The following is a 17,492-nucleotide window of genomic DNA, read 5'->3' as shown; positions in this document are numbered from 1 at the left end:
TCAGCCCTGGCGCGCGGCCCACTCAGCCGGTGTAAATGCTTTCGGGTGCAGAGCGTGTATGGAGCCGTCCATGATCTGCTGGAACAGCGCCTTGTTGATCAGTTGCTGCCGCTTGATGGTCGGCAGGCCTTCGAAGACCTCCCCAACCACAACGACCATGTAATGGGTGCCATCGACCTGAACCTGAACCTCACAGTCCGGCAGGGCCTGCTTTACCAGCTCGGTAACTTCGGCGGCTTCCATAGAAAATCCTCGGGTGTTTTAAAATCAGGGGCGAGATTGTAACCAATTCCGCGGCCCGGGTCAGCCGGGCGTTTTTTCACGGAAGCCTGGAAACTGATCATCCAGGTTACTGAGGGAGGCGAGAGAGGCCAGCCGGTCGCTGGCACCGGAAAACACCAGGGTTTTGCCCTGGCTCGCCGCCTGGCGCTGCCAGCACAGCAGCAACGACAGCACCACACTGTGGGCGGCACCCATGGCGGTCAGGTCGACGCTCAGATCACCACCGGCGGCGGCGATCAGCGATTCACCCTGCGCTCGCACCGGAAGGACATTGAGCGGACCGATATCTCCGCTCACTGTCAGGGTGTCACCGGCAATCTCAACCCGGGCCGGGGCCACGGTCATGACTTGTCGACTTCCTCTTCCAGATTGAGGGATTTGACCGCATCGCCCCAACCATCGATCACCGCTTCAATCTGCCCGCGGTTCTGCTCCATTTCCTGAGAGAAACGATCGCGGAAGGCAAGACCGATGTTGATGCCTTCGACAATGACGTTCTCCATCATCCAGCGGCCATCGTCGCTCCGGTACATGGAGTAGGTGACCGGGTACCGGTTGCCGCTGGCGGTCTGCACCTCCATCGCCACCGACGCCCGATCACTGTTACTGGCGTTGATCTCCGCGTCTTTCACTTCGATGGTGAAGTCATCGGCACTGACCAGCGCCTGGGCGTAGCTGTCGAACAGGCTGCGCTTGAATTTCTCGACAAACTCATCGCGCTGCTCCGGAGAGGTCTGGCGGGCGTAACGCCCCATAACGCGGGCCGCGATCCGCCGGAAATCCACAAACTCCCGGAGCTCCTTGTCCATGCTGGTGTAGAAGGCTTCGGGATCACGCTGGTACAAGCCTTTCTCTTCATTGAGCTTGTCGACCAGGCGCTGGGTATTCTCGTCCACGTATTGCACCAGATCTTCTTCCGGCCCGGCGTAAGCAGGCATTGCCAGCGCTGCCATCAAAAAAGCGACAACAAGCATGCTGTGTCTGATCAGAACCATGTGTTTCTCCTGTGACATTCGATCCTTTTCTCTCGTTATTTGCCCGACGCAAAGTTGGTGATCAGGCGTTCGAGATTCATGGCCGACTGAGTTGAATAGAAGCGGTCGCCCGGCTGAAGCGACTCCATATCTCCGCCAATGGAGATATCAATGTACTGCTCCCCGAGCAGGCCGGATGTACGTATGACCGCTGCGCTGTCGGCGGGGATATTATCCACTTCGGCGTCAATCGCAAGCTCTACACGCGCCTGCAGGGTTTCCCTGTCCAGGGTCACGCTGCGGACCGAGCCGACGGTCACCCCCGCCATGGCCACTTTCCCCCGGGGCGCTATGCCGCCCACATCGTTGAAGTTGGCATACAGTGTATACGTGTCGGTGTCGCTTTTCGGTGACAATCCGCTAACCTGCAACGCCAGAAACACCAGCGCAGCGAGACCGGCAATGATAAACAGACCCGTAACAATTTCAGTGGTTCTTTGCGCCATGTCCTGCTCCCGATAAACGCTGTTGAATTCCCTGCCTGATAAACCCGCGCACGACTCGTCAGAAATCACCAAACATCACGGCGGTGAGCACAAAGTCCAGACCCAGCACCGCCAGTGAGGAATACACCACGGTTTTGGTGGTGGCCGAGCTGATTCCGGCCGATGTCGGCACACAATCGTAGCCCTGGAACACCGCAATCCAGCTGCACACGAACCCGAACACCACGGTTTTGAACACGCCGTTGAGCACATCCTCGGTAAAGCTCACGGATGCTTGCATATTACCCCAGAATGACCCTTCAAAAACGCCCAGCCATTCCACCCCTACCAGCATGCCACCCCAGATACCCACCATCGAGAAAATGGCGGCCAGGATGGGCAGGGCAATAAAACCGGCCCAGAGCCGCGGCGCAATAACCCGACGCAGTGGATCGACACCCATCATTTCCATGCTGGAGAGTTGCTCGGTGGCTTTCATCAGGCCGATCTCGGCGGTCAACGCCGAACCGGCACGCCCGGCGAACAGCAATGCGGTCACCACCGGCCCCAGCTCCCGTACCAGCGTAAGCGCAATCATCTGCCCGATGGCCGCTTCCGAACCGTAATCACTGAGAATGGTGTAGCCCTGAAGCCCCAGCACCATGCCGATGAACAGGCCGGATACCACAATTATGGCGAGTGACAGCACCCCGACGGAATACAGCTGACGCACCAGCAGCGGAAACCCGACCGACGGGCGGGGCACGCCAACCAAAACCCCGGTGAGAAACCGCCCCGCCCTTCCGACGGTCGCGATCACGTCCAGCCCCAGGCGCCCGAGCGCTGCTATGTTATCCATCATGCCGAGCCTCCACCCAGTCCCCAGTCCGAGCCGATATCGGCGGCCGGGTAATGGAACGGCACCGGCCCGTCGGGCTGACCCTGCAGGAACTGCTGCACGCGCTCCGACGAATGCTGACGAAGCTCGTCCGGCGTGCCTTCACCGATGACCTGACCGTCGGCAATGATGCAGGCGTAATGGCAGATACTCAGCGACTCCGGCACATCGTGAGACACCAGCACGCTGGTCAGCCCCATCGATAGGTTGAGATCGCGGATCAGTTTGACCAGCACCCCCATGGCAATCGGATCCTGGCCGGCAAAAGGTTCGTCATACATGATCAGTTCGGGGTCCAGGGCAATGCTGCGGGCCAGCGCCACCCGGCGGGTCATGCCCCCGGAAAGCTCGGCGGGCATGAGTCGGCGAGCGCCCCGCAGCCCCACCGCTTCCAGCTTCATCAGAACTATGTCGCGAATCATGTCGTCCGGCAGCGACGTGTGCACCCGCAGCGGAAACGCCACGTTCTCGAACACGCTCAGATCAGTGAACAGAGCGCCACTCTGGAACAGCATGCCCATTTTCTCGCGGAGGGTGTAGAGCGCCTTGCGCTTCAACTTCGGAACCGACTCGCCGGCCACCAAAATCTCTCCCGAATCCGGCTTCAGTTGCCCGCCGATCAGCCGCAGCAAGGTGGTTTTTCCGGTGCCGCTCGGCCCCATGATAGCGGTGATTTTGCCACGGGGAATGTCCAGGCTAACGCCGTCGAAAATGCGTCGGCCTGAGCGGGAGAACACCACGTCCCGCAGCGTTATATAGACGCCTGAATCCATATCCGTTCCCTTTCAAACAGGGGGTAACAGTATGCGAAGCCGGCGGCAAGCTCAATCCGCACAGAGTAAAATGTCCTGATGGCAATGATCAGTTTCCCTGAACAAAAGCCCGGTGGCGACGGGAAGTGATATACTCTCGCCAACCCGAACAGTCTCCCCATGACGACAAGGTGCAAGCCGGAAACAGCATGAGCAACAGCAGCAAGCCCACAGCCGACATCGCGCAAACCTACCGGAACTCGGCCATCCGTGCGATCGACATCGAAAAAGACGCCATTGCCGCGCTTTCCGATCGCATCAACGACCATTTCGTGCGCGCCTGCGAGGTCATCATGGCCTGCAAGGGCCGGGTGGTGGTCACCGGCATGGGGAAATCCGGTCACATTGGCAATAAGATCGCCGCCACGCTGGCAAGCACGGGAACACCCTCATTCTTTGTCCACCCGGGCGAGGCCAGCCACGGCGACCTTGGCATGATTACCGGGCAGGACGTGGTGCTCGCCATTTCCAACAGTGGCAACACCAGCGAGGTCATCACCATCCTGCCGCTGTTGCGCCGCATGGGCGCGCCGCTGATTTCCATGACCGGCAATCCGGAATCCACGCTGGCCCGTGAGGCGGTCGCGAATCTCGACGTCTCCGTGGCGCTGGAAGCCTGCCCCCTGGGCCTGGCGCCGACCTCAAGCACCACCGCCACACTGGTGATGGGCGACGCCCTGGCCGTGGCGTTGCTGGAGGCCCGGGGGTTCAGCGCCGAGGACTTTGCGTTCTCCCACCCGGGTGGCAGCCTGGGGCGTCGCCTGCTGTTGCGGGTCTCCGATATCATGCACACCGGCGACCGGATTCCGCGGGTGACCGGCGACACCACGCTCAGCGGCGCGCTGCTGGAAATTTCGCGCAAGGGCCTTGGCATGACCACCGTGGTTGATGACACCGGCGCACTGACCGGCGTGTTCACCGACGGCGACTTGCGCCGCACGCTGGACAAATCCATAGATGTACACACCACCCCCATCCGCGAGGTGATGACCCATAACGGCAAGACCATTGAGGCCGACCACCTGGCCGCCGAAGCCCTGAACATCATGGAAGAACTGAAAATCAACGCGCTGCCGGTAACCGATGGCGACGGTCGCCTGGTGGGCGCCATTAACATGCATGACCTGCTGCGCGCAGGCGTAATCTGAGGAGCCGGCCATGACTGACTCCATGCGGCCTTGCTGGCCCGAGGCCATTCTGCAGAAAGCCGCCGGTATTCGCCTGCTGGCGCTGGATGTCGACGGCATCATGACCGACGGCAAGCTGTTCTTCAGCGCCAATGGCGATGAACTCAAGGGCTTCAACATCCTTGACGGTCTTGGCCTCAAACAGGTGATGGCGGCGGGTATTACCGTGGCGGTCATCACGGGGCGCTCCTCCCCCCTGACCCAGAAACGCATGAGCGATCTGGGCATTCCCCACCTGATGCAGGGCCGGGAAGACAAAAAAGTAGCTCTCCAGGAACTGGTGGATACCCTTGGGGTGGCCGCCAATGAAATTGCCTATATGGGGGACGATCTGCCCGACCTGCCGGCCATCCGTTTCGCCGGGCTTGGCATCACCGTTCCCAATGGCTACTGGCTGGTGCGGGAGCAGGCGGATGTCTGCACATCGCTACCCGGCGGCAGCGGCGCGGTACGGGAAGCCTGCGACCTGCTGCTGACCGCCTGCGGACAGCTGGACCGCAGTCTGGCACCCTACACTCCAGCAACGTGAAGGCACTTACAGGATGAGTGGCAATCTGGTAGCGGCAATGACACTGGCGAACCACCCTCTAATGAGGGCGTTTGCCCTCGGCTGTGCGGCGGTGGCCCTGTTCACGCTGATGTGGCAGAGTGACGAACCAAAAGAACCGGTGGAGGCCGCGGCACTGCGCGGACAGTCCGAACCCGATGGCTTTGTGGTGAAAGGCCGCTTCATGTCCTTCGACGAGACCGGACGGCTGACGGTTCGGTTTGAAAGCCCCCGCATCGAACAGTTCGAGGACCGCAATCTGGCCACCATGGAATCACCCCGGGCCCTGGTCTTCGGCGAAGGCGAGCCGGACCCGTGGCGAATTACGGCCGACTCCGGCACCGTCAGAGACAGCACCGAAGTGGTGGAACTGGAAGGCAACGTGAAAGTGGTTCGCCGCACCGAAAACAACCGGCAGGCTACCCTGACAACCTCCCGGCTGACGCTGAACAACGTTGACCGCACGGCCTATACCGATGCTCCGGTTGAGCTGACCGACTCGTTCAGCGTAACCCGGGCCATTGGCATGAAAGCCTGGATGGACGACCGCATACTCGAACTCGACTCACAGGTGGAAGGACGCTATGAGCCTGGCCAACAAGCCAATCCGTAACATTGTCGCCGTAGTGGCAGCGCTGCTGTTGGCCGGCCCGGCGGCGGCATTCAACCTCGACTCCGATCTTCCCATTACCGTCAACGCCGACAACGCGCGGCTGGACGACGGCCGGGGCATCGCCACCTACACCGGCGACGTCATCATGACCCAGGGGGAAACCGAACTGACCGCAGACCGGGTGGTACTCTATCGGGATGAAGCCGGCCTGCAGCGCATAGAAGCCAGCGGACGCCCGGCCCACTACCGTCAGCCGGCACAGGATGGTCAGGGCCGAACCGATGCCCGCGCCCTCAACATCACGTACTCGGCCCCCGACAGCCGGCTGACCTTTGAAAACGAGGCAGTGATTGAACAGAACGGTAACCTGTTCCGCGGCGACATCATTCATTATGATAGCGTCGCACGGGTCGTTACCGCCGAAGGGGCCGCCAGTGACAACAACGGCCGCGGCCGTGTCGAAATGGTTATCCAGCCACGCAGCCAGAACAGACAGGAATCGGATGGCAGTTCTCAGGGCCAGTAATCTGGCGAAAAGCTACAAGCAAAAGAAAGTGGTCATTGACGTTTCCCTGGAGATCCGCAGCGGCGAGATCGTCGGCCTGCTGGGCCCCAATGGCGCGGGCAAGACCACCTGCTTCTACATGATTGTGGGCCTGGTGCCGGCGGATCACGGCCGGGTGACCATCGACAGCCAGGACATCACGCCACTGCCGATGCACGGTCGCGCCCGCAAGGGCATCGGCTATCTGCCTCAGGAAGCCTCGGTGTTTCGCAAGCTGACGGTGCGCGACAACATCATGGCCATACTGGAGACCCGCAAGGACCTCGGCAAGGCAGACCGCGACGCCAAGCTTGAGGAGCTGCTGGAGGAATTCCACATCACCCACATTCGCGACAGCGTTGGCATGGCCCTGTCCGGCGGCGAGCGTCGGCGGGTGGAGATTGCCCGTGCCCTGGCCATGGAGCCGGCGTTTATTCTGCTGGACGAGCCCTTTGCCGGGGTAGATCCCATCTCCGTGAGCGACATCAAGCAGATCATCCGTCACCTGCGCGACAAGGGCATCGGAGTGCTGATCACGGACCACAACGTGCGCGAAACTCTCGACATCTGTGAGAACGCCTACATCGTGTCCGGCGGCCACATCATCGCCTCTGGCAATTCCGCGGCAATTCTGGCGAACCAGCAGGTGAAAGAAGTGTATCTCGGCAATGAGTTCCGGCTCTGACCAGACGCCCAATTGTCATGATGAAGACAAGCAAGTACACTCGGCAAAGAACTTGCTTGTTATGGCAAGTAACTAGCATACAAAGATTTTTTCGCAAGCAGCCACACAACCGGTGTTATCGGGTTACGGATCCTGAACCATGGTTATGAAAGCGTCATTACAACTGAAGATGGGTCAGAGCCTGACCATGACGCCCCAATTGCAGCAGGCGATCAGGCTTCTGCAGTTGTCTACCCTGGACCTCCAGCAGGAGATCCAGCAGGCGCTGGATTCCAACCCCATGCTGGAAACCCCCGAGGACGACGACGTTGCTGACGGCAACGAGAGCAGCCCGGAGAACGACAGCGACGACCAGGGCGAGGAAACGGCGGCTGCGACCGAATCAGCTGCCGATTGGGACGAATCCGAGAACGGTCCGGACTGGGCCTCGGAAAACGACATCCCGGATAACATCCCGGACGACCTGCCGGTGGACACGGCCTGGGATGACATCTATCAGTCTGCGCCGGCACCGGCGGCCCGCAACGACGACGAGAACGACAGCGATTTCGAAACCCGCAACTCGCCGGCGGAAACCCTGCAGGACCATCTGGAGTGGCAGCTGAATCTGACCCCCATGAGCGAGCGTGACCAGGCCATTGCCCACGCCCTGATGGATGCCGTTGACGAGCGTGGCTACCTCACCTCCCCTATCGAAGAAATTCATTCTGGACTGGCGGACGACAGCGAAGACGACCCACTGGAACTGGACGAGGTGGAAGCCGTGCTGCACCGGCTCCAGCACTTTGACCCGCCTGGGGTTTTCGCCCGTGATCTGCAGGAATGCCTGCTGATCCAGCTGAATCAGCTGCCGCCGGACACGCCGTGGCTGTCGCAGGCCCGCCTGGTGATCACCCACTACATCAACCTGCTGGGCAACCGCGACTATGCGCAGTTGCTGCGCCGCAGTCGCCTGAAGGAAGATCAGCTACGGGACGTGCTCGCGCTGATCACCGGACTGAATCCGCGACCGGGGGACTCCGTGGACCGGGCCGAGCCGGATTACGTGATCCCGGACGTGATCGTGCGCAAACACAACGAACGCTGGCGCGTGGAGCTGAACCCTGAAATCGCCCCGCGGATACGGGTCAACGCCAGCTATGCTTCACTGATCAAGCGCGCGGACAGCAGCGCCGACAACACCTACCTGCGCGACCAGCTGCAGGAGGCCAAATGGTTCATCAAAAGCCTGCAAAGCCGTAACGAGACCTTGCTTAAGGTGGCCACGCGAATTGTGGAGCATCAGCAGGGCTTCCTCGATCATGGCGAGGAAGCGATGAAACCGCTGATCCTCTCCGACATCGCCCAGGCGGTGGAAATGCACGAGTCCACCATTTCCCGGGTGACAACCCAGAAGTATATGCACACGCCTCGCGGCATTTTCGAGCTGAAGTACTTTTTCTCCAGCCACGTCAGTACCGACGAGGGCGGAGAGTGTTCCTCCACCGCAATCCGTGCCATGATCAAAAAACTGATTGCGGCAGAAACTCCGAAAAAGCCGTTGAGCGACAGTAAAATTGCAGCCATGCTAGGAGAACAGGGCATCAAAGTGGCCAGGCGGACGGTAGCCAAGTATCGGGAGGCTATGCACATTCCGCCCTCCAATGAGAGAAAACGGCTGGTTTGACCCGCAAGGATCCGCCGGCGGAGCAATGCGCCGGCACACCGCCGACCCGCGACAGGGCCGGCACGATGACAACAGGAGACGCCTATGCAACTCAATATTTCAGGCCACCATGTAGAATTGACCCCCTCCCTGAAAGATTACGTGTCAGGCAAGTTTGAAAAGCTCGAGCGCCACTTCGACCACATAAGCAACTGCCAGGTTACGCTGGAAGTTGAGAAGGTGCGCCAGCTTGCGGAGGCGACCCTCCACGTCATTGGTGGTGAAATTCACGCAAAGGCAGAAAATGAGGATATGTACGCGGCTATCGACGCACTGGTCGACAAGCTGGATCGGCAGATCCTCAAACACAAGGAAAAGAACGTCGATCGTATGCACGGCAACGGCGCCCGCTAAGGCACTGTTTGCCAGCGTGCAAACTAATCGAGCTGCGGCACGGCTGAACGTGCCGCAGCCTTTTTTTTACGGAACTCTTCACGGAACTACAGTCGATCCATGAGCGACACGTCCCTGACTATCGAAACCATTCTCGCACCGGAGCTGACCCTGTGTCGGGTTCCTGCGTCCAGCAAAAAGCGGGTCCTGGAGTTTATCGCCGAACAGGTAAACCATCAGGATGAAACCCTGAGCGAAACCCAGATCTTCAATAACCTGATCTCCCGCGAGCGGCTGGGCAGCACTGGCATTGGCCAGGGCATCGCCATTCCCCACTGCCGATTGGAAGGTCTGGACCGGGTGGTGGGCGTGCTGCTGACCCTGGAGGAAGGCGTTGGCTTCGATGCCATCGACAACCAGCCGGTGGATCTGGTGTTTGCCCTGATCGTGCCCAAAGAAGCGACCAGCGAACACCTTGAGCTGCTCAGCCAGCTTGCCGAAAAGTTCAATGACCGGGGCTTCTGCGACCAGCTCAGACAATGCACCGAGGCCAGCACGCTCTACAGCCGGATGACCGAAAACCCCGGCTGACCACTTCCAAGCAGAGGCAACAGGCGATGAAACTGATCATAGTCAGTGGCAGATCCGGGTCGGGAAAGAGTACAGCGCTGCACGTGCTGGAAGATCTGGGTTTTTACTGCATCGACAACCTGCCCATCGGCCTGCTGTTCCCCCTGACCACCGAGGCGGCCAACCACAGCGCCTCCCCCGGGCGGTTGCGGAAAATGGCGGTGAGTATCGACGCCCGCAATCTTGCTGGCGAACTGTCGAATTTCGAGACCATCTATCACCAGTTGCACGAAACCGGCGTCACCGTTGAAATCATCTATCTGGACGCCGATGAACAGTCCCTGCTGCAACGCTTCCACGCCACCCGCCGCAAGCACCCGCTGAGCGATGACAAGACCTCGTTACGGGAAGCCATCGGCAACGAGAAAAAACTGCTGGAGCCGTTATCCAAGCTGGCCGATCTCTACATCGACACCACCGGCCTGTCCATGTACGAACTGCGGGACATGGTCAAACAGCGGATTGTCGGGCGCAAAGATCAGGAACTGGCCCTGCTGTTCCAGTCGTTCGGCTTCAAGCATGGGGTGCCGCTGGATTCCGATTACGTATTCGATGTGCGCTGCCTGCCGAACCCCTACTGGGACACCAGTCTGCGCCAGTATGTAGGCACTGACCAACCGGTCATCGAGTTTCTGGAGAAAGAACCCCTGAGCCGAAAAATGGTCGCGGACCTCACGGCCTTTCTGGAGAACTGGCTGCCGTCTTTCGCCGACAGCAACCGCAGCTACATGACCATTTCCATCGGCTGCACCGGCGGGCAGCACCGCTCAGTTTATGTGTGCGAGCAACTCGGCCATTACTTCCGCACCAAATACAATAACGTCCAGGTGCGGCACACCGAGCTGCCACACCTGCAAAGCCGCGAGCAGGCCTGATCCGCGATGATGCGCAGAACCATCACCATCATCAACAAGCTGGGGCTGCACGCGCGCGCCACCGCCAAACTGGTGGCGACCGCCTCGGCCTACCAAAGCTCCGTGCGCATCAGCGGCAAGGGGCGGGAAGTGGACGCCAAGAACATCATGCAGGTCATGATGCTGGCGGCCAGCCAGGGCACTGAGGTAGAGCTGATCGCCGAGGGTCCGGACGAACAACTGGCCATCGAAGCCCTGACCGAGCTTATCAACGACTATTTCGGCGAAGGTGAGTAATCGGCCGTTGGCCGGTTTGCTGTGACATTCACCTACAACTCTTTCTCACCTGTGGCGCCTAACTCCGCTATAATGCGAAGGTTTTCTGACTGTGGGTGACCCATGACCGATATTCTGGAAAAAAGCCAGGCCCGACAGCGCCTTCGCTCACTCAGCGAAGCGCTGGACAGTGGTGCGCTGAAACAGGTCGCGCGCATCCTGAACGGTGGCCTCAGCCCCAGCGATATCGCCCACCTGCTGGAATCGTCACCACCCCGCCAGCGGGCCCTGCTGTGGAATCTGGTCGACAAGCAACTGGAAGGCGAAGTTCTCCAGTACCTGAGCGACGACATCCGCGGCTACTTCCTCAGCCAGCTCAACGCCCAGGAACTGGCCGACATCATCGAGGACTTTGAGTCCGATGATCTCGCGGATTTGCTGCAGCAACTGCCTGACACGGTGATCCAGGAAGTCCTGGACACCATGGACGAGCAGGACCGGCAACGGGTCGAGGAAGTACTCTCCTACCCGGAGGACACCGCCGGCGGCCTGATGAACACCGACACCATCACGGTGCGACCGGACATCAGTATCGACGTGGTATTGCGCTATCTTCGCCGTCACCGCAACCTGCCGCCGATGACCGACAGCCTCATCGTGGTCAGCCGGCGCGATGAGTTCATCGGCATGCTGCCTATCACCAAGATGCTGGTGTCGAACCCAGCGGCGACCGTGCGGGAGGTCATGGACACCGACATCGAGCCGATCCCCGTGTCGCTCTCGGACACCAAGGTGGCCACCCTGTTCGAACGTTACGACCTGATCTCCGCGCCGGTGGTCAATGACGATGGCCACCTCCTCGGCCGCATCACCATCGATGACGTGGTCGACGTTATCCGCGAGGACGCCGACCATTCGTTGATGAGCATGGCGGGTCTGGATGAAGATGAAGATACCTTCGCCCCCATTCTGAAAACCACGCGACGCCGGGCTATCTGGCTGGGTATCAACCTGCTGACCGCGTTCACCGCCTCGGCGGTCATCGGACTGTTTGAAGAGACCATCGCCAAGGTGGTGGCCCTGGCGGTGTTGATGCCGATTGTCGCAAGCATGGGCGGCATTGCCGGCAGCCAGACCCTGACTCTGGTGATTCGTGGCATGGCGGTGGGTCAGATCAGCGGCGCCAACGTGGCCTGGCTGCTGAACCGGGAGTTTGTTGCCGGCATCCTCAATGGTCTGCTCTGGGCTGCAGTAGTGGCGACGGCGGCCACCCTCTGGTTCCAGGACATTCTGATCGGCGCGATCATCGCCGCGGCGTTGGTCATCAATCTGGTGGCCGCCGCCCTGGTCGGTACCGTGCTGCCGCTCTTTCTCAAATCACGCAATATCGATCCGGCACTGGCCGGCAGTGTGATCCTGACAACGGTGACCGATGTGGTAGGCTTTATGTCTTTCCTCGGCCTGGCCACCATTTTTTACGGGTAATCCGACCTACAGGCAACACTATGACAACGCATCAGGACGACAACGACGCACCGGAATACCTGGGCCCCAGCAAATCCCAGCTGAAGCGGGAGATGCACGCCCTCCAGGACCTTGGCAAACGCATGCTGGAATTGAGCAATGACCAGCTCGACACCCTGACCATCAGCGACACGCTGCGGGCGGCCATTGAAGAGTCCCGGCGCATCCGCCAGAACGAAGCCAAACGCCGGCACCTGCAGTTCATTGGCAAGGTGATTCGTCAGGAAGACGACCCTGACGCGCTGAAGCGCGCCATTGACGCATTCGACGCCGGCAGTGAGGAACATACCCGTCGCCACCACCTGGCAGAGCGCTGGCGCGACCGCATGATCAGTGACGGTGATTCGGCTGTGGGAGAGTTCGTGGACTATTGCCCGGGCGCCGACATTCAGCATCTGCGCAACCTGGCCCGCAATGCCCGCAAGGACCTGGAGAAGCAAAAAAACACCGGGCAGGCGAAGAAACTGTTCCGCTACCTGCGCGAGTGCATTGACGAGGTATCCTAGACCCCGGCGGGCTAGCGGGTCACAAGACGCCGGTGCTCCCACACCGGCATGCGGCTTCGCACATTGGCCAGATGATCGGCATCCAGCTCCGCAGTAATCACACCAGGGCCTTCGTCGATTTCCGCCACCACTTTGCCCCAGGGATCACAGATCAGACTGTGACCATAGGTGCGGCGGCGCTCGCTGTTCTGACCGCCCTGCCCGGGCGCCACCACCCATACCTGATTCTCGATGGCACGGGCTCGTATCAGCGCGTGCCAGTGGGCATCGCCAGTCTGCCAGGTAAATGCGCTGGGCAGGCATACCCAGTCCACCTGCTGTTCCCGCAACGCCCGAAACAGCTCCGGGAACCGCAGGTCGTAACAGATGGCCAGCCCCAGGCGGCCAACCGGAGTTTCGACGCTGACGACGGCATCGCCCGGCTCGAAGGTATCCGACTCACGATACTGGCCATGGGCGTCCTCGACCTGGGCGTCAAACAGATGGATCTTGTCATAGCGGGCAACCTCCCGCCCCTGATCATCAAACACCAGACAGGTGGCGCGGACCCGGTCGTCAATCGATGAACCGTCGGCGCGGTCTGCCAACGGCAGCGAGCCACCCACGATCCACATTCCCAGAGCCCTGGCCTGCTCTGCGAGGAAGCGACGGATGACCGGCTGTCCTGACACTTCCTGCCGGCCACAGGCCACCATCTGCGAGGTCGCCAATACGGCAAAGTTTTCCGGCAGCAGGGCCACTGCCGCGCCGCGGCGAGCGGCTTCTGCCAGCAGCCGGCGGGCCTGGTCAAGATTGGCCTGAAGATCGTGGGTGCTTACCATCTGGATGGCGGCAACCGTGCGGCTCGAAGGACTGGACATGGCATACTCCCGCGTGTTGTATAGGTGTGCGCCGGTAGTTACTCGCCGTCGCCGAACACCCGGCGCAGGTTAACCTCCGGCTCATCCCAGCTACCAGTAACACTATAGGATGCACTGGTCAGTTTACTCAATGGGTCACCGAGTATCTTGTCGAGTACGAACAACGCGCCGCCAATGGGCGCACCGGCGCCCATCAACAGGGCGGCCAGTGGCAGGTTCTGGGTCAATGGCAGCACCACCACAAGCTGCATGTCCAGACTTTCCTGTGTCATGTCCGTAGTGCCGGACAGCCTGAACGCTCCGGAGGGCCCGACAACCTGCAGTTCCGGATCCCAGCTGAGCAGGCCCCGGGTAAGCACCGCCTTACCGGAAATGGCATCGAACGCAACGCCGGCTTCGTAGAGGTCGGAGAAATCCAGCCGCAGGCGACGCCAGAGCGTGTCCGCGTTCAGCAGGTTGAACACCCGGAACAGTTGCGCGGTATTGTTGCGCTCGAGGATCACCCCGTCGTCCAGCCGCAGGCTCACGGAGCCGCTCAGCTCTTCCAGTCCGATATCGTTGGGGCGTCCCGGCCAGTCGAGGTCCAGCTCAATGGCGGTTTCTTCATTACGTAACGGCATCTCTGCGCCGAACAGATTACCCAGATCGGCGAGGGTTCCCCCGTTCATCTCGCCGGTGAAGCGGGTGGTTTCCCGGTTATCAACAATGCTCCAGACCATCTCACCGATCAGCTTCAGGGAATTAAGCTGACCTTCGATGTCTTCCACCTGCAGGCGATACGGTTGCGGTCGCAGGCGGAACGACCAGGCACCCAGATCATCCCCGTTGAGACTCAATTGCGCGATGCGCACGTTGATGTCCGGCCAATCGCCCAATCTCAGCGCACGGAAGGCTTCCAGTTGCTGGTCGATCGTGAGCGCGTCCGGCTTGCTTTCGGCACTGTCATCGCGAGCCAGGCGCAGACGCTGGACATCAACGGTGATGGGTTGGTCGCCCGCGGGTACCACAATCCTACCGCTCGCCCGCTCAGACTGCGTGTTGATAACCCAGCGGTCCCCCAGATCACTGGCACTGATCTCGATATCGGTCAGCAACTGGCGCCCCAGCCATAGCTCACTGAACGCCACTTCATAACCACTGTCGCTGCGAAGCACATCGACCGCCAGCCGATTCTCCCAGGTGGCGGCGATGCCCACCCCGTTTTCCCGGGCCGGATCAATGGTAATTTCCAGAGGTACTTCCTCGTCCGCCGTTTTTGCCAGCGGCTCCGGCCAGCTCACCGATGTGCCTTTCAGGTTGGAGCGCAGGGTAATGACAGAGGCCGTGTCCGCGCCTACCTCGAGTGTGGCGGTGTAAGTGGACTCACCCTCCAGCCCCAGGTTTGCACCAGTCTCCAGGCCGCTGCGCTCGAACAGTTCGGGAAACCTGACCCGCCCCTGCTGGACTATGGTCAGCGATTCACCGCTGCTCCCCCTTTCGAAACTCACTGTGACCGGCTCATCCATCAATCGGGCACTGACTGGCTCACCGGAAAACCCGGTCTCGGTGCTGAAGCGGACGGTGCCTTCCACCTGCTCCCATATCAGCCCGGCTTCGCGATAGGTGATCTGACCGTTGGACGTTGAGATGGTGGTGTCCACTTGCGGCCCGGCCGGCCCTTCCTCCCCGAGGGGCAAGCTCAGGTCCAGAGCCAGCGCATAGTCGCCGTCAATCCCGACGCTGTTGCCGGCATCACCGGCCATGTCACCCAGCGGGCTGTTCTGCAGCCAGTAGGCAACGGCAGTCCCCGGCATGCGTGCCGCCGCATCCACCTGCAGCGTGAGACCGCCATTTGCGGGCGTCACCCGCACTTCGCTGGGCGCCAGCGCCAGCTGTCCGGTGGTTGCCTGATCGAGGGCCACCCGGGTCAGACCGTCGTGTATGAAAACCTCTCCGCTGGCGTTCTCCACCGCCGGCCAGCGCTCGTCGTAGCGAACCCTGGCATTGTCGAAGCGGTAGCGCATGGACGATACAAACGAACCCGGCGGAGCATCCCGGTCAATCTGACCGTGACCGTAGTAGACGCCGTCGGTAATGTCTGCTTCGGTGATCGCCGTGGTCAGCCACGCATACAAATCCGGATCGACGGTCCTGACCGGTACAAAATCCGCCAGCATCCCGGCGTTGCCGTCGCGGACACCCACCCGCAGGCTGAGGTTGTCCTCGCCGTCGCGATCCAGGCGCAAATCAAAGGCCCCGTTGAAGCTTGGGTCGCCGCCGTATTCCATCTCCAGCTCGTCGGACCATACCCTGGTCACGCTGTCTTCGAGCTGCCACGCGACCCGCCCCCGAAACCGGGAAAGCAGCCAGTTGTCGCCGAACAGGTTCGGAAAGCCCAGCGTCACGCCCGTGCTGTCGGCCTCCACATAGCCCTGATGGGCTGTCATCACCAGTTTGCCATCAAGCCCCCGAAGCTCTGGCGCCCCCTGATAAGGCTCCACCGTGAGCGCGTCGAGAGTGGCCGACAGATGGAACCAGTCGTCGGAATCCTTGTCCAGGCGGAACCGGAGGTCATCAAGCTGCCCACCAGGGCGATAGTTCTCCAGGGCGCGCTGCGCGATCGACGGCAGCAAATCCAGATTGCTCATGACCCGGCGCAACGGGCGCAACGGAACGTCATCGGCCACAAGCTCGATACCCCGTTCCCGCTGCAGGATACGAAGGCTGAAAGGCGAGACCTGATCGCCGTCCCAGGTCCACTGCAGATTGGTGAGGTGAATTTCACCGGCATCCGCCAGGCTCTCGAGATCCACCGGAGCGGCCTGGGTAAGTGCGTTTTCGCTGCGGCGCCAGCCAAAGCGGGCGCGGATGTTTTCCAGCGGGGCCAGAGAAGCCTGACCAACTCCCAGTTGCAGGTAAGGGGTTTCGACCGATCCGGTCGCCTGTTCCAGCCGGCCATTGCGGAACGTGAGCCAGGCCTGGCCGCCGAGATCAAACCCCTCGACCCGGATGTTCCGCCAGGCGTATTCCTCGATCAGGCCGTCGAACAGGCGCCCGGAATTCACGTTGACGTGCACCTGCCCGTTGAAGCCACCTCTGAAAAAGTGCTGGCCAAGCAGGCTGAAACTGGCGAGCTGCTGGGTGGTACCTGGTTGCATGGCCCGCCCTGAGGCGTGGAACAGGCCGCGCTGATAGACCAGATCCAGTTGCGGGATATCCACAAAGCGGATCTTGCCATTATTGTCCCGTATGCCGAGATTAACCCGGGTAATCCTGACACTGGGATCAGACAGCCACGCCCCGGCCCGGTCCAGCCAGAATTTGAGGTCGTTGGTCACCGGTTCGGGCAGATCCGCCCCCTCCACCGACACTTCGCCACGGGGCGTCTGATTCAGGGTAAGTTCCAGACCATCCGCTTCGAAATCGGCAAACACGATGCGCAGGCGGAACAGCGATGCCAGGGTGTCGAGGCGGATACGCAGGTGTTGCAGCGAGGCTACAAGGTCATCGCCCTCATCGCTGCGGACGTGGAGGTTGCGGGCTTCCAGGGAGGGGTCGAGCCAGTTCCAGGAAGAACTCAGCGAGCCGATGCTGATGTCATGACCCAGCTCCTCCGACAACCGGGACTCGATGTCGCTGCGGAAATGATCAATGTTCTGGGTCAGCTGGCGACCAACGCCGGCGTACAGAGCCAGCAGCACCAGCGCCACCAGCAACAGCCACCAGACCAGGCCGGCCAGTCTCGACACCAGCCGGATCGGGGTATTCTCCGGATCCTGGTCAATGCTCATGGGTGAC

Annotated in this window: 20 protein-coding genes; 12 read left to right on the top strand and 8 right to left on the bottom strand. The window is 60.9% G+C overall.

Features of this window, described 5'->3' with window-relative positions; all coding sequences use genetic code 11:
• Genes DYI22_RS09295 through DYI22_RS09270 form a run of 6 tightly spaced genes read right to left on the bottom strand, consistent with a single transcriptional unit; the run spans window position 1 to window position 3,412 of the window.
• On the bottom strand, window positions 1-243 hold the full coding sequence (locus tag DYI22_RS09295; RefSeq protein ID WP_213477786.1) for a BolA/IbaG family iron-sulfur metabolism protein: 243 nt from the start codon (window positions 241-243) through the stop codon (window positions 1-3).
• Between the two features lie 60 nt (window positions 244-303).
• Window positions 304-627 (bottom strand): STAS domain-containing protein, encoded by a 324-nt coding sequence (locus DYI22_RS09290; RefSeq protein WP_213477785.1) that lies wholly within the window; start codon window positions 625-627, stop codon window positions 304-306.
• Window positions 624-1,277 (bottom strand): MlaC/ttg2D family ABC transporter substrate-binding protein, encoded by a 654-nt coding sequence (locus DYI22_RS09285; RefSeq protein ID WP_213477784.1) that lies wholly within the window; start codon window positions 1,275-1,277, stop codon window positions 624-626. Before DYI22_RS09285 ends, DYI22_RS09290 begins: the two co-directional genes overlap by 4 nt.
• Window positions 1,278-1,312: 35 nt before the next feature.
• Window positions 1,313-1,762, bottom strand: a complete 450-nt coding sequence (gene mlaD / locus DYI22_RS09280; RefSeq protein WP_213477783.1) for an outer membrane lipid asymmetry maintenance protein MlaD — start codon at window positions 1,760-1,762, stop codon at window positions 1,313-1,315.
• 58 nt (window positions 1,763-1,820) lie between these two features.
• The gene (gene mlaE, locus DYI22_RS09275; protein ID WP_213477782.1) at window positions 1,821-2,603 is read right to left on the bottom strand and encodes a lipid asymmetry maintenance ABC transporter permease subunit MlaE; all 783 of its coding nucleotides are present in this window, start codon (window positions 2,601-2,603) and stop codon (window positions 1,821-1,823) included.
• Complete coding sequence (locus DYI22_RS09270) at window positions 2,600-3,412, bottom strand: ATP-binding cassette domain-containing protein (protein ID WP_213477781.1); 813 nt, start codon at window positions 3,410-3,412, stop codon at window positions 2,600-2,602. The genes mlaE and DYI22_RS09270 overlap by 4 nt, the downstream gene beginning before the upstream one ends.
• 188 nt (window positions 3,413-3,600) lie before the next feature.
• Here DYI22_RS09270 and DYI22_RS09265 point away from each other — a divergent pair, with 188 nt between their 5' ends.
• The 12 genes from DYI22_RS09265 to yjgA all read left to right on the top strand — a co-directional run bounded on the left by DYI22_RS09265 (window position 3,601) and on the right by yjgA (window position 12,855).
• Window positions 3,601-4,599: a KpsF/GutQ family sugar-phosphate isomerase gene (locus tag DYI22_RS09265; protein WP_213477780.1), complete on the top strand. Its 999-nt coding sequence runs from the start codon at window positions 3,601-3,603 to the stop codon at window positions 4,597-4,599.
• 10 nt (window positions 4,600-4,609) lie between these two features.
• Window positions 4,610-5,167, top strand: a complete 558-nt coding sequence (locus DYI22_RS09260) for a KdsC family phosphatase (protein WP_213477779.1) — start codon at window positions 4,610-4,612, stop codon at window positions 5,165-5,167.
• A 13-nt stretch (window positions 5,168-5,180) separates the two neighbouring features.
• On the top strand, window positions 5,181-5,798 hold the full coding sequence (gene lptC, locus DYI22_RS09255; protein ID WP_228300929.1) for an LPS export ABC transporter periplasmic protein LptC: 618 nt from the start codon (window positions 5,181-5,183) through the stop codon (window positions 5,796-5,798).
• Window positions 5,770-6,324, top strand: coding sequence for a lipopolysaccharide transport periplasmic protein LptA (lptA, locus tag DYI22_RS09250; protein ID WP_213477778.1), 555 nt, complete (start codon window positions 5,770-5,772; stop codon window positions 6,322-6,324). Before lptC ends, lptA begins: the two co-directional genes overlap by 29 nt.
• Window positions 6,302-7,027, top strand: a complete 726-nt coding sequence (gene lptB / locus DYI22_RS09245) for an LPS export ABC transporter ATP-binding protein (protein WP_213477777.1) — start codon at window positions 6,302-6,304, stop codon at window positions 7,025-7,027. The genes lptA and lptB overlap by 23 nt, the downstream gene beginning before the upstream one ends.
• A gap of 139 nt (window positions 7,028-7,166) precedes the next feature.
• Window positions 7,167-8,693, top strand: a complete 1,527-nt coding sequence (locus DYI22_RS09240) for an RNA polymerase factor sigma-54 (RefSeq protein WP_213477776.1) — start codon at window positions 7,167-7,169, stop codon at window positions 8,691-8,693.
• A gap of 84 nt (window positions 8,694-8,777) precedes the next feature.
• Entirely contained in the window at window positions 8,778-9,086 is a 309-nt protein-coding gene (gene hpf, locus DYI22_RS09235; RefSeq protein WP_213477775.1) for a ribosome hibernation promoting factor, read from the top strand.
• 99 nt (window positions 9,087-9,185) lie between these two features.
• Complete coding sequence (gene ptsN, locus DYI22_RS09230; RefSeq protein ID WP_213477774.1) at window positions 9,186-9,656, top strand: PTS IIA-like nitrogen regulatory protein PtsN; 471 nt, start codon at window positions 9,186-9,188, stop codon at window positions 9,654-9,656.
• Window positions 9,657-9,682: 26 nt separating this feature from the next.
• Entirely contained in the window at window positions 9,683-10,570 is an 888-nt protein-coding gene (gene rapZ / locus DYI22_RS09225) for an RNase adapter RapZ (protein ID WP_213477773.1), read from the top strand.
• A gap of 6 nt (window positions 10,571-10,576) precedes the next feature.
• Window positions 10,577-10,846 carry an HPr family phosphocarrier protein gene (locus DYI22_RS09220; protein ID WP_213477772.1) on the top strand — a complete coding sequence of 90 codons (270 nt, stop codon included), beginning with the start codon at window positions 10,577-10,579 and terminating at the stop codon, window positions 10,844-10,846.
• Between the two features lie 102 nt (window positions 10,847-10,948).
• Entirely contained in the window at window positions 10,949-12,310 is a 1,362-nt protein-coding gene (mgtE, locus tag DYI22_RS09215) for a magnesium transporter (RefSeq protein ID WP_213477771.1), read from the top strand.
• 20 nt (window positions 12,311-12,330) lie between these two features.
• Window positions 12,331-12,855: a ribosome biogenesis factor YjgA gene (gene yjgA / locus DYI22_RS09210; RefSeq protein WP_213477770.1), complete on the top strand. Its 525-nt coding sequence runs from the start codon at window positions 12,331-12,333 to the stop codon at window positions 12,853-12,855.
• Window positions 12,856-12,866: 11 nt separating this feature from the next.
• Here yjgA and DYI22_RS09205 read toward each other — a convergent pair whose 3' ends face one another.
• Together DYI22_RS09205 and DYI22_RS09200 are read right to left on the bottom strand one after the other, a co-directional pair.
• Window positions 12,867-13,715 carry a carbon-nitrogen hydrolase family protein gene (locus tag DYI22_RS09205; protein ID WP_213477769.1) on the bottom strand — a complete coding sequence of 283 codons (849 nt, stop codon included), beginning with the start codon at window positions 13,713-13,715 and terminating at the stop codon, window positions 12,867-12,869.
• Window positions 13,716-13,753: 38 nt separating this feature from the next.
• A complete protein-coding gene (locus tag DYI22_RS09200; protein ID WP_228300928.1) occupies window positions 13,754-17,485 on the bottom strand; it encodes a YhdP family protein in 3,732 nt (1,243 codons plus the stop codon).
• Window positions 17,486-17,492 lie beyond the last annotated feature (7 nt).

The sequence above is a fragment of the Marinobacter lipolyticus genome, from assembly GCF_018424605.1.
Taxonomy (GTDB): domain Bacteria; phylum Pseudomonadota; class Gammaproteobacteria; order Pseudomonadales; family Oleiphilaceae; genus Marinobacter; species Marinobacter lipolyticus_B.
The sequence above is the reverse complement of the archived record's forward strand: the minus strand, read 5'-3'. Positions and strand labels throughout refer to the sequence as shown.